General features: G+C 61.6%; 10 protein-coding genes and 1 tRNA gene. 5 read left to right on the top strand and 6 right to left on the bottom strand.

Annotation, left to right across the window (positions count from 1 at the left end):
• Complete coding sequence (locus EKL02_RS00620; protein ID WP_128900218.1) at window positions 1-528, top strand: YgjP-like metallopeptidase domain-containing protein; 528 nt, start codon at window positions 1-3, stop codon at window positions 526-528.
• 116 nt (window positions 529-644) lie between these two features.
• Entirely contained in the window at window positions 645-3,416 is a 2,772-nt protein-coding gene (locus tag EKL02_RS00615) for an EAL domain-containing protein (RefSeq protein ID WP_164931905.1), read from the top strand.
• 4 nt (window positions 3,417-3,420) lie between these two features.
• Here EKL02_RS00615 and EKL02_RS00610 read toward each other — a convergent pair whose 3' ends face one another.
• The 4 genes from EKL02_RS00610 to EKL02_RS00595 all read right to left on the bottom strand — a co-directional run bounded on the left by EKL02_RS00610 (window position 3,421) and on the right by EKL02_RS00595 (window position 6,093).
• Window positions 3,421-3,660: a hypothetical protein gene (locus tag EKL02_RS00610; RefSeq protein WP_128900216.1), complete on the bottom strand. Its 240-nt coding sequence runs from the start codon at window positions 3,658-3,660 to the stop codon at window positions 3,421-3,423.
• 121 nt (window positions 3,661-3,781) lie between these two features.
• The gene (locus EKL02_RS00605; RefSeq protein WP_128900215.1) at window positions 3,782-5,299 is read right to left on the bottom strand and encodes a sensor domain-containing diguanylate cyclase; all 1,518 of its coding nucleotides are present in this window, start codon (window positions 5,297-5,299) and stop codon (window positions 3,782-3,784) included.
• Between the two features lie 253 nt (window positions 5,300-5,552).
• A tRNA-Ser gene (locus EKL02_RS00600) sits at window positions 5,553-5,643 on the bottom strand.
• A gap of 114 nt (window positions 5,644-5,757) precedes the next feature.
• The gene (locus EKL02_RS00595) at window positions 5,758-6,093 is read right to left on the bottom strand and encodes a hypothetical protein (protein WP_128900214.1); all 336 of its coding nucleotides are present in this window, start codon (window positions 6,091-6,093) and stop codon (window positions 5,758-5,760) included.
• A gap of 185 nt (window positions 6,094-6,278) precedes the next feature.
• Between EKL02_RS00595 and EKL02_RS00590 the strand changes: the two genes are divergently transcribed.
• A complete protein-coding gene (locus tag EKL02_RS00590) occupies window positions 6,279-7,331 on the top strand; it encodes a hypothetical protein (RefSeq protein WP_128900213.1) in 1,053 nt (350 codons plus the stop codon).
• A 74-nt stretch (window positions 7,332-7,405) separates the two neighbouring features.
• Entirely contained in the window at window positions 7,406-8,155 is a 750-nt protein-coding gene (gene pgl / locus EKL02_RS00585; protein WP_164931904.1) for a 6-phosphogluconolactonase, read from the top strand.
• A 29-nt stretch (window positions 8,156-8,184) separates the two neighbouring features.
• Here pgl and EKL02_RS00580 read toward each other — a convergent pair whose 3' ends face one another.
• Complete coding sequence (locus EKL02_RS00580; RefSeq protein ID WP_128900211.1) at window positions 8,185-9,732, bottom strand: CYTH and CHAD domain-containing protein; 1,548 nt, start codon at window positions 9,730-9,732, stop codon at window positions 8,185-8,187.
• 105 nt (window positions 9,733-9,837) lie between these two features.
• On the bottom strand, window positions 9,838-10,125 hold the full coding sequence (locus tag EKL02_RS00575; RefSeq protein ID WP_128900210.1) for a DUF3562 domain-containing protein: 288 nt from the start codon (window positions 10,123-10,125) through the stop codon (window positions 9,838-9,840).
• A 269-nt stretch (window positions 10,126-10,394) separates the two neighbouring features.
• Here EKL02_RS00575 and EKL02_RS00570 point away from each other — a divergent pair, with 269 nt between their 5' ends.
• Complete coding sequence (locus EKL02_RS00570; protein ID WP_128900209.1) at window positions 10,395-12,737, top strand: EAL domain-containing protein; 2,343 nt, start codon at window positions 10,395-10,397, stop codon at window positions 12,735-12,737.

Genomic DNA, 12,737 nt, shown 5'->3' with positions numbered 1-12,737 from the left:
ATGCAAGACTTGAAATATCTGGCGGGCTATCCCGAACATCTGAAGCAACAAGTCCGGGGACTGCTAGCGGAAGATAAACTGGCGAGCGTGCTGCTGAAAAAATATGCAGCAGCCCATGACGTCCGCACCGACAAGGCACTGTATCAATACGTGCTCGACTTGAAAAGCGCCTTCCTGCGCAATGCGGAACCGATCAGCAAGGTCGGTTTTGACAACAAGATTCAGGTGCTCAAGCATGCCTTGGGCACGCACACCTTCATCTCCAGGGTCCAGGGCGGCAAGCTCAAGGCCAAGCATGAAATCCGGGTGGCTTCCGTCTTCAGGAGCGTACCGATCGAGTTTTTGCGCATGATCGTCGTGCATGAGCTGGCGCACCTGAAAGAGAAGGAGCACGACAAGGCATTCTATAAATTGTGCCAGCACATGGAGCCGCAATACCACCAGTTCGAATTTGACCTGCGCCTGTACCTGACCCATATGGATCTGGCGGGCGGGGCGTTGTGGGGCGCACAGGTCGAGGCTGCCTAGGCGCCGCTATTTCGGCAACACTATTTGGTTAAATATCGTCAAGATTTATCGCAACCGCCGGAACGCCGGAATCGAATGTTAAGATGGCCGCTGCCTTGCATAAAACGTATGACTTAATGACCCAGCCGTTCGGCCCAAAAAGCCTGAAGTTACGCATGCTCGTGGTGGTGCTGATCGTGATTGTCGCAGCCATCTGGGGCTTCGCGGTGCGCATGTCTGCCGTGTTGCAGGCCGATCTAGAAAAAATATTGATTGCGCAAATGTCGGCAACGGCCGACTTTGTCACCGCCGACCTCGACAGCGAGCTGCAGTTGCGCACGGATTTGCTCAGCCAGGCAGCAGCTGCAATCACGCCGGCCATGCTCGCCGACCCGGCAAAAATCCAGCGCCTGTTTGAACAACGCGACCTGCCGCCCAAGCTGTTTCCGAATGGCTTGCTGGTGGCCGACAAGAACGGCACCATCATTGCCGATTACCCGCAACATCCCGGGCGGGTAGGCACTTACATCGGCGACCGCGAGCATTTCCGCGCCAGCATGGCGACAAACAAGCCGTATGTCGGCACGCCCGTGATCAGCCGCTTTTCCAGGCAACCCATCATTCCGTTCGCCATGCAGCTGCAGGATGCCTCCGGTGCTGCCGCCGGCGTGCTCACGGCAGGCATCTCGCCGTTCGACCCGAACCTGTTCAAGTTCCGCGAAAACCTCAACCTCGGCATGATCGTGCGGGTCGTGGTGATGTCGGCCAAGGCAAACATGATCGTCTTCGCCGATAACCAGAAGCGGATCATGCAGCAACTGCCTCCCAAGGGCGTCAATCCCTTGCTGGACCGCCGCCTGCGCGAGCGCATCGAGGTGCCGGGCATTAACATGGTATCCAACGGCGTCGAGGCACTGAATGTGAACCGCTTCATGAAAACGACCGACTGGATGGTGATTACCGGCGTGGCGACCAAGACGGCATTTGCGCCGATCAAGACGCTGCAGCGCGAAATCTACCTGACGGCGCTCCTGATGACGCTTGCCATTGCCGCGCTGTTGCACATCATTTTCACGCGCCATCTGCGCCCGCTGGAAGACGCGGCCAAGGCAATCGGACGCATGGCCGAGCACGGCAATGCCTTGACGCCGCTGCCAGTGGCGCGCGATGACGAAACCGGGCGGCTGGTCAGCAGCTTCAACCGGCTGGTGGTCGAGCGCAACCGGTTGCATGCGGCGCTGCAGGAAAGCGAACGTACCCTGCAGAAAGCGCAATCGGTGGCCAACATCGGCAGCTGGACCGTCGAGATCGCCGACCTGAAGGTGACTTGGTCCGAGCAGACGTACAAGATTTTCGGCATCCCGCCCGGTACGCCGCTGTCGCGGGATATTGTTCTCAACTGCGTGCTGCCGGAAGACCGTGAACTGGTCAGGAACGCCTGGCAGACTGCCTTGCAGGGTACGCCCTTTGACGTCGAACACCGGTTTGAAACGGCCGAGGGCATGCGCTGGGCGCATCAGCGCGCCGAGATGACGTTCGGCGATGCAGGCCAGGTCCAGATGGCGATCGGCACCGTACAGGATATTACCGACAGCAAGGTGTCCGAGGCGTATATCGAATTCCTGGCCTACCACGATGCGTTGACCAAGCTGCCCAATCGCCTGCTGGCCAAGGACCGGCTGGAACAGGCGATGGCCTACAGCGACCGTGCGCATGCCAAGGCGGCATTGCTGTTCATCGATCTGGACAGTTTCAAATCGGTCAACGACTCGCTCGGCCACCTGATCGGCGACGCCCTGCTCAAGGCCGTGGCGACGCGCCTGCGCGAAAGCGTGCGCGAAACCGAAACCATCAGCCGCCAGGGCGGCGATGAATTCCTGATTGTGCTTTCGGACATGCGGGATAACGAGGCGATTGCCAAAGTGGCGGAAAAGGTCCTGGACAACATGGCGCGTGTCTTCAATATCGATGGCCTGGAATTGTTCGCCACGCTGTCGATGGGCGTGGCCGTGTATCCGGACGATGGGCGCGATTTCAATACGCTGCTGAAAAAAGCAGATACGGCGATGTACCACGCCAAGGAAGCCGGCCGTGATACCTACCGGTTTTACGCCGAGCAGATGAATGCCGAAGCCAGCGCCCACCTGAACATGCGCAATGGCTTGCGCCTGGCGCTGGAACGCGGCGAGTTCGTGCTGCATTACCAGCCGCAAATTAGCCTGGCCAGCGGCCAGGTGGTCGGTGTCGAGGCGCTGATCCGCTGGAACCATCCGGAACTGGGCATGCTACCGGCCGGCAGCTTCATTCCGACGGCCGAGGACTGCGGCCTGATCATCCCGATCGGCGACTGGGTATTGCACGAGGCATGCCGGCAGGCCGTCGCCTGGCAGCGCGCAGGCTTGCCGCAACTCCTGATGGCCGTCAACCTGTCGGCCGTGCAGTTCAAGCGCGGCGACCTCGAGAAAAGCGTCGGCGCGGCCCTTGCCGCCTCGGGCCTGGAGCCAGCGCTGCTGGAGCTCGAGCTCACCGAATCGGTGCTGATCCACGATTCCGACCAGGTGCTGGCAACGGTACGGCGCTTGAAGGCGCTGGGGCTCAAGCTGGCCATCGATGATTTCGGCACCGGCTATTCCAGCCTGGCCTATCTCAAGCGTTTTGCCGTCGACAAGCTGAAGATCGACCAGTCATTCATCCGCGACCTGGGCAGCGACATGGAAGAATCGGCGATCGTGCGCGCCATTATCCAGATGGCACGCAGCCTGAACCTGACGACAATTGCCGAAGGCGTCGAAAGCGAACATACCCTGCAGCTGTTGCGCAGCCTGCAATGCGACGAGGTGCAGGGCGCCCAGGTAGCCATGCCGATGTCGGCCGATGACATCGCCGCCTATATTTCCAGGCTCAATTAGGCTGCTAGTCTTCCGTTGAAGAAGTGTATTCAGCGGCCGCCTTGGCGGCCCACAGGGCCTGGTTATAAGTGGGGTAGGCCTCGTCATAGCTTTCAACGCTGCCATCGTCCCCGATGAAATGGGTCCACCAGCCGCCGTCTTCCTGAACCAGCGCGATATCGCCGGGGACGCACTTGTCCGCGATGCGTTCGCCTTCTTCCAGCGTGACGATATCGGTGCTTCTATGCCTGAGGGTGGTTGCCATACGTTTTCCTGAAAACCGGCCGATCTCTACAATCATTACCTGGATTAGACAGCAAAGCCGGGAAGGATTCCGGCAGCGGAGCGATTTTCAACGAGATGTGCCAGAGCACTGATGCAGCAAATCAACCTAACACTTCGAGGGCTTCGATTTTTCCAGGACTTGGACTCACCATGTTTCTGCCATTGGATTTGGATTCGTACAAGGCGACATCGGCCAACTGAATCAAGTCCTCCTTGCTGACAATCTTGCTCGTGGACGTGCTTGCCAGGCCAATGCTGATCGACACGGTCGTGCCGATTTTCGAGTCTTCGTGGGGAATGGCGAGCGACCCGACCGCCAGTCGCATGCGCTCGGCGACAACGTACGCGCCATTGGCATCGCAGTTCAATATGGCGGCGAATTCTTCGCCGCCATAGCGGGCAATCAGGTCAATGTCGCGATGGATCGAGGCGTCCAGTATTTGCGCTATTTTGCGCAGGCATTCATCGCCGGCCTGGTGGCCGTAACGATCGTTATAACTCTTGAAGAAATCCACGTCGAGCATCAGCACAGACAGTGCAGACTTGTCCCGCTTGTGCCGGTCCCACTCGCGCTGCAGCGTCAAATCAAAAAATCGACGGTTCGCGATACCGGTCAAGCCATCAATCGTGGCCAGCTCGCTCAATTCCCTGTTCTTCACTTCCAGCTTGCCTTGCCGGGATAATGAACGGTAGCCGAAATATAAAATGAAGAGGATGAAAACCAGGAGGAAGCCGATGATCGAGGCTGTCCATGCGCTGCGGTTCCACCAGTTCTGGTACGCGACATTCTTTTCTATGCCGGCAAAGATCACCAGGTCCAGGTCCTTTACCGACTGATAAGCGGCAATGCGCGTTTTACCGTCAAAAACAGAAATGGATTCATAAGTGCCGCTGGGTGCTTTGGGCAATTCCTTGGCAAAGAGCTGGCCTTTTGCATTGTTTTTGCCGACGTGACTTGCCATGTCCGGATAGCGCGCGACCAGGTCGCCATTCCCCTTGAAGATCGAGACGGTGGTGCTGACCCCGAATCCCATCAAGCCATAAAAATCGGTTGCATGGCTGGTCACCATGCCGGCAGACACGACAGAAAGCAGCTTGCCAGCCGAATCGAAGACAGGCAAGGCGATCGAAAACAAAATCGGCGATCCCTTCACCCGGGAGACTACGGCAGGGCCGATAAAAAGCCGCTTTGTTTTTTGCGGGACCTTGAAGTAAAGACGGTCCGAGGCATCGATATTTGGCACATCACGGGTATCTGAAAGCGCCACGATCTGCCCGGAAGGATCCACCACAGCGATCGATTTGCAGCCAATCAGGCTGGCGCAAAAGGCGTGCAATTGCTTCCAGCGGCCTGCCTCCCGCATCATGTGCGGGCCGTCGTCATCAATGATGGTTTCGGCTACCAGGCCGAGGATGTTTTGTGCTTGCGTGACCGTGTTGAATACATGCGCCTCGACGACCTTGGTCACGTCCGCGGCCGTTAATTCCTGGCGACGTTTTGTTTCCTGAAAGTCGATCCAGATTTGCAACACTGCGGCGGTGATGATCGCCAGCGCCACGAGCAAGGTCAGAACGATATATTTGAATTTGAGGGAGCTAACGGCTCGTTGTATTGCCATGGTGATCAGGTGAAGCGCTAGAAGTTTTCTAGCGTAACATTTTTAGGGCTGGGTCTGATTCAGTTGTACTGTTTTGCAACAGCTGTAATTTTTGGGGCACCCTGCGGCCCGGCGCGTCGCTGCGCGCCACACCGCCCCGCAGATTCTCCCGGCTTTTGCGCTTGCAAGCGCAAAAGCTTCGAATCCCCCCGCGCGCATTGCGCGCTTCTCTCCGCCCAAACAAAAAGCCCCGCGAGTGCGGGGCTTTTGTGTTTGGCGGAGAGAGGGGGATTCGAACCCCCGGTAGGCTATGAACCTACACACGCTTTCCAGGCGTGCGACTTAAACCACTCATCCATCTCTCCTGGATTCCGGTTCGCAATGCGCGAAGCCGCAGATTATAGCAAATAATCGCGCCGCAATCGGGATATTGCGCTGAAAACCGCGGGGAATTGTAAATCTGCTATGCCTCAGTTGCCTTATGCCGGCACGATCACCACCTGGTAGTCGCCGCCCAGCAGGTTGGAGTGGCCCTGCACCAGGAGCGCGTGGCTGGCGGGGTCGTAATCGTAGGCGTGCAGCGGCGGCGAAAACAGCAGTTGCGGAAAGCCCTGCAGCGGCGCCGGCGCTTTTTGCAGCGAGACCTGTCCCAGGCCCGCACTTGGCTTGCGGATGCGCACGATGGTCGAGTGGCGGTGGTGAATGCGCTGGGAATGGTATTCCACCTGGGCCAGGAACGTGGAGTTGCCGAAACCGTCGACCAGGAAGCTGGGCTGGTCGCGCCAATGGTCAGTAAAGTCGTCGAGGGCGTGCATGTTGTCCACCAATGTCAAATTTCTTGCATGTACGCAATTACAAGCTAAAACCGTGTCCTTGGGTATCCCATAAATATGGGATTTCGCAGGATTTACTTGCAAACTGGAAATAAAAGTACACAATGAAAGTAAGGGCGACCCCGTTGCCCTTATGCCGCGCAAGCGGTTTGGCAAAGGGAGGGCGTATGGCTAAGTTCATTCACCTCAAGTCCCGTGTCTTCGGACTGGCGGCGTTTTGTTTGCTGGCAGCACCCCTGCAGACAGCCTTGGCAAATGATCTCGGGCGCGGCTTTATCCGGCCGACTTCGATGCCGCTCGAGCAAGTGTTCGGGCAACTCGATCGCAGCACGGCCACACCGCTATTGTCATCGCGCGCGTATGCGCTGGTGGCGCGCGGCGATGATGGCCGCGACTATGCGGTGGGCACAGGCGGCCTGGCAGCCGAGTATTTTGGCGCCGGCGGGCTCGTGCCGCGCCACTCAGGCGATGCCGACGCCATGCTGGCTATGCCGGCGCTGGGCAACCCCTATTTTTCCCTGATGCCGAATGCATCGCACGCGGGCATTTCGCGCGAGCTGGGCGGCATCCGCGTCAAGTTCGGCATCCTGCGCAGCGGCCTGGCCCACAGCATGGCGCTGCGTGCCTTCGATCCGGACGAATTGTCGCCAGTTTTGATGACGGTGCAGCCGCGCATCGATGCGCGCGTGCTGGAATTGTCCCATTCCTTCGAGGATACGGCGCTGTCGTTTTCCCTCATGCGCAGCAAGGAGCGCCAACCTTGGCCGGGCAGCCGGCGCACTGTGACAGCCTTCAGCCTGGGCGCGCCGACCAGTTCGGCGCAATTGACCGGGGTCTGGCTGGTGGCGCCCAAGGTCGCCCTGGCAGCACAGGCTTCGTATGGCCGCACGCTAGTCGGTATCGATGGCAGCACGGTGCACAGCAATGCTTTTTCTGTCGGGGTCGTGGCGTCCGACCGTTACCGCACCGGCGACCGCTTTTCGCTGACGCTGTCGCAGCCGATCCGTCCCTATCGCGGCCTGTGGGTTGCCGGCAGCGGCGCCGCGCCAAACCCGGCAGTGCCGAGCGGACGCGAAGTGCTGGCGGAAATGAATTATGTCGCGCCCCTGGGGCAAACGGCGTATGGCGGCTGGGCCGTGTCGCTGCGGCGCCATCCGGACAACATCACTGCCGCGCCCATGGAAAAGATGCTGGCGCTGCGTTACGTGCAACAGTTCTGAGCAGTTCTGGATCGGCGCCTGCAGCATCGTATATGATGCGGGTTCGCGCGGCTTGCGCATCCCCCGGAGCAGCGATGGCTTTGCAACTGACAACTTTCAAGACCGCAGATGATGCCGCACAGGCGTTGGCATTGCAGGTAAGTAAGGACTTGCATCAAGTGCTTGCGCAGGAGCAGGAGCGGGCCTTGCTGCTAGTGTCCGGCGGGCGCAGTCCCTTGCCGTTTTTTGCGGCGCTGGCGCAGCAGCCGCTGGCCTGGGAAAACATCGACATCTCGCTGGTGGACGAGCGCAGCGTGCGGCCCGACCATCCGGATGCCAATGCCGCCCTGGTGCGCGAGCACTTGCTGTGCGGGCCGGCTGCGGCAGCGCGCTTTCTGCCCCTGATGTCGCACGTGGCGGCGGCGACCGACCCCTGGCTGTGGGCGCGCCGCTCGGTGCAGGTTGCCAACGCCAACCCGGCACTCGTCAAGCCGGCGGTGATTGTGCTGGGCCTGGGAACCGATGGCCATACCGCTTCGCTGTTTGCCGATGCGCCGCAATGGCATGAAGCCACTACGACCGAGCGCCGTTACGTGGCGCTGCAGCCGGGGCAGGCGCCGCATGCGCGCGTATCGCTGTCGTTGCACGCCCTGGCTGCACAGCACGCCTGTTATGTCTGGTCTGGCGGCGCGGCCAAGCTGGAGGTGCTCCGGCGCGCCAGCACCCTGGCAGCAGCAGTAGCCGATGGCTCGCTCGACGCCGCCACGCTCGATGGCGCCGGCGCCATCGCCCGTCTCGTGGCCGATCCCGGCGTGATCCTCAAGGTGTATCACAGCCAGTTTTAAGCCCCTTTGCATTGCCGCGCTGTCGCCGCTTAGCTGCGGCAGGGCGGACGCGTGCGGGCAAATTTTTTCCACAATTCCAGCAATTCCGCCTGCGTCAGCGCAGGGGCTGCGCTCAGGTAGCCGCGCACCATGCCTGCTGCGCCGGCCAGTTCGGCCGTGGCGGTACCGGCTTGCTGCAGGCTTGCCAGCAAGCTTTGGGCCACGGCGGCATCGTTGAGCCAGCCGAGCGTCTCCTGCAGCGCGGCCAGTGCGGCGATGTAAGGACGCACGCGCCTGGGCGCTTGCAGCGACTGGAAGAATTCGGTGGCGTAGCGGGCTTTCTTGGCGGCGATACGCACGCGGTGACGTTCTGCCGGGCCAGCATGGGGCAGGCGCTTGCCTTTGCGCAGCAGCGCCGCCTGGTTGCCCGCTAGTGCCTTGCGGGCAAATTTCACCAGCGGCGCATCCAGCTTGCGCTGGCGCCGGCCGGCAACCGGGCCGCGCCAGCGCGCGCCGACGAGCCAGGCCCCAAGATTCAGCGCCAGCCGGGCAAAGCGCTCGGAGGCAACGGCACTGGCAGCTTCCTGATGATGGTCGGCGACGATTGTCTCGATGGCTTGCTGCAGCAATGCCAGCGCCGCCGATTGCGGCAGCAGCGGGGCAAGCCTTGGCAGGGTCGCGTCCAGCAATACTTCCCAGTCGCGCGCCTGACCCAGGGCATCGCCCAGCCATGCCAGTTCGGCCAGCAGTTGCGGCGGGCAGGGCGCGTGTTTGCGGAACAGCTTGAGCGCCGAGCGCAGGCGCCGCAGCCCGACGCGCATCTGGTGGATGCCTTCCGCAGCGCTGCCATCGACCACCGCCGCTTCATTGCCCTGGATTTGCGCCAGGCAGTTGCCGACGATGACTCGGAAACCCTCCTCGACGGTCAGTTCGCGCGCCAGGCGCAAGGGCGCGGCGCGCACGATGGCGGGCGCCTGCGGCCGGTACAGGCCATAGCCGCGTGCCGCCTTGCTGCTGTTGGACAGGCGCAGCGGAATGGCTTCGAGCAGGAGCAGGGCAAAATCGAACAGGTGTTCGGGCGCACCGGACTTGAGTTCGATTTCGATTTCGCACACGGCGGTTTTATCGCCGCGGCATTCGATGCTGCCTTCGTCGAGCACGAACTCGACCATGTCGCCTTGGGCCAGGCGCAATTCCCACAGGGTGCGGCGGATATCGGTGGTAAATGCCGCCTCCAGGCGCGCGGCCAGGTCGGGCTGGCGCAGCAGCCGGCTCCAGGTGCATTGGCGATCCACGATCATGGCGAGGGCGGCCAGGTCTGGATGCGGGCCTGCTACGCGGGATTCCCACTCATGGCGGCTGTGCAAGCCGCTGGCGACGCTGCCGCCCCCCTTCAAGGTCTGGATCCAGGCGCCCTCGACCTGCCGCACGCGCAAGCCGGCATTGTTGTTGCGGATGGCCAGGTCCGGCGTGTCAAAGTAAATGTCGCGCATGTGCAGCGTGCGCGGCGGCGCACAGGCGTATTGCTGCAGCAGCGGCAGCCGGCGCAGGGCAGGGAGGTGGCGAGGCTCCACCAGCAGCTTGAGTTCAATTTCCATGGATGGCTTCGCGGCGCTGGGCCGCCGGCGCACTGCGCGCCGGCGGGATTACGGGACTGCAGAGATTATATATAGAGAGGCAGCTGGGCGAGGCGGCGACGGGCCTCAGGCGCCCAGCATGCGCCGGACGCGGCGGCTGACAAAGATCGGCAAATAGTCCTTGAGCCTTGCCGCGGGACGCAACTCGGCCAGCACCTGTTCATACATGGGCGTGACCACTTGCATCGGCTGGGCGGTCGTTTCGGCGAGCAGCTTGATGGAATGCTGGTGCCAGCCCCGTTCGAGCGCATCGCCGTACAGCGCATGCGCCGGCGCAGCGGCAAGGTGTCGTGGCCGGAACGCCAGAACCCGACCAACTGGCGTTGCTACCGCCTGGTTTTGCAGGTATTTCATTGCATCCACCTTTTTATGAAGCGGAAACAGTGCAAGCGGCACTGCAACAATACAGGCAGGACTTGTGCACCCATAGACGTCAGATGCTCCGCAAAGTTTCAGGCCATGGCGGCTAAATTCAAGGGTTTGCAGCGGAACGTTGACTGTCTGCGGGGCTTTGTTGCGCCGCAGCACGGCGCGCCGGAGGAGGGGCGCCGACTGGCCGTTTGGCCCGTATACTTATTTCCCAGCGGAAATATACTTTTCTCACAATAATCAAGGAGACGGCCGTGCATACGGAAAATCGCCTGTTTTCCCGGCAGGTGGACTTGCTGTATCAACAAGCGCGGGGCGCAGCATTGGCAACCATGGTGACCGCCGTGTTGCTGGTGGCGATCGTCCAGACCGTGCCGGCTGCCTTGCTGCTGGGCTGGCTGGCGGCCATTTCCTGCGCCGCCGCAGGGCTGATGCTGATGCATGCCCGCCGCCGCAATGCGGCCGATGCCGACAGCAAGGCGGCAAGGTGGGCCAACCGTTTTGCCGCCTGCGTTGCCATGATCGGCCTGTGCTGGGGCGCGTGCCCCGTGCTGCTTTCCGTCTACGTGGGCTACGAATATCAGCTGGTGCTCGCGGTGCTGGTGCTGGGTGTGTGCGCTGCGGCGTTGCCCATGTTTTCTGCTGTGCCGCGCGTCTACCGCGTCTTTGCGGTGTGCGCGGTGGCGCCGATGCTGGCCTGGGGACTGACGGCGGAATCCACCGTCAGCCATGAACTCAGTGTCATGGCGGTCGTGTTCCTGGTGTCGATGCTGCTGACGTCGACGCGCCTGGGACATGCCATGCGCGCGGCATTGCGCGTGCAATTCAACAATGAGGAACTGGTCGCCTCGCTGAAAGACGAGGTGGCGATCCGCCAGGCAGCCGAGCAAGCTGCGCTGCAATCGACTTCGACTGCTCGCGCCAGCCAGGCGCGCTTCGAGAAACTGGCCGCGGTCGCCAGCGAGGGGTTGGTCTTCCACGACGCTGGCGTCATCATCAATGCCAACCAGGCGTTTGCCCGCATGGTGGGCTGTTCTGCCGATGGCCTGGTCGGCCGCTCTGCGCTGGAATTCGTGATTCCGGCGCATCGCGCCCGCCTCGAGGAAATGCTGCGCTCGCGCCGCGACGAGGATTATGAAATTACCCTGACCGATGCCAGCGGCCGCGAGGTGCCGCTGGTGATCCAGTCACGCGACTTCGATTACGAAGGCCGCCGCGTGCGCCTGGCGGCGCTGCGCGACGTGAGCGACCAGCGCGCTGCCGAGGACCGCGCGCATTACCTGGCGCAACATGATGGCCTGACCGGCTTGCCCAACCGCAGCCTGTTGCTGGAAAGCCTGCGCCAGTCACTGTCGCTGGCGCGCCGGCAAAACTTCAAGCTGGGTTTGTTGATGTTCGACCTGGACCGTTTCAAGGGCATCAATGACAGCCTCGGCCATGCCGCCGGCGACGACCTGATCTGCGCCGTGGCCGAGCGCCTGAAGCAGAACCTGCGCACCGAAGACCTGATTGCCCGTCCGGGCAGCGATGAATTCCTGATCGTTTTGCCCTACGTGAACGACTCGCAAGACCTGGCGCGCGCGGCGCTGAAGCTGCAGCGCTGCTTCGAGACGCCGTTTGTGATCGCCAACGAAGAACTCTACCTGACGCCCAGCATTGGCATCGGCACCTATCCCGACGATGGCGACACGCCGGAACAGCTGATTCTGCGCGCGGAAACCGCCATGTACCAGGCCAAGAAGGCCGGCGGCAATGGCTTTGCCTTCTACGCGGCGGAGATGAGCGCACTGGCGCGCGAGCACCTGAGCCTGGAAAACCAGTTGCGCCAGGCCCTCGAAAACCGCGAATTCGAGTTGCATTACCAGCCGCAGCAAGACTTGCAGACCAATGCCGTGATTGCCGTGGAAGCGCTGATTCGGTGGAACCGGCCCGGCCAGGGCATGATCGCGCCGCTGAAATTCATCCCGGTGGCCGAGATGTCCGGCTTGATCGTGCCGATTGGCGAGTGGGTCATGCAGGAAGCCTGCCGCCAGGCGCAGGATTGGCAAAAGCGCGGCGCCGACGCGATCGGCGTGGCGGTGAATGTCTCGGCGCGCCAGTTCAAGGACCCGGCGCTGATTACCAAGATCGCTCAGTGCCTGGAAAGCAGCGGCCTGGATCCGCGCCTGCTGGAACTGGAATTGACCGAAAGCATCGTCATGGAAGACCCGGTCAGCAGCGCCGCGCGCCTGAACCAGATCCGCGACCTCGGCGTATCGATTTCGATCGATGACTTCGGCACGGGGTATTCCTCGCTGTCTTACCTGCGGCAATTCCCGATCGACACCCTGAAAATCGACCGCTCCTTCGTGCGCGACGTCAATGTCGATGCGCACAACGCGGCCATCGTGACCGCCATCCTGGCGATGGCGCGCCAGTTGCAGATCGGCGTGGTGGCTGAAGGCATCGAGACGGCCGAACAGCAAAATTTCCTGGCACAACACGGCTGCGGCATCGGCCAGGGCTATTATTTCAGCAAGCCGCTGCCGGCCGCCGAATGCGAAAAACTCTTCGAACGGCGCCCTGCGCGCGCCTTGCCCTTCAGCGTTGTGCGCTAG

The organism is Janthinobacterium sp. 17J80-10 (genome assembly GCF_004114795.1).
In the GTDB taxonomy this organism is placed as follows: Bacteria; Pseudomonadota; Gammaproteobacteria; order Burkholderiales; family Burkholderiaceae_D; genus Paucimonas.
This window is presented reverse-complemented; position numbering and strand designations above follow the sequence as displayed.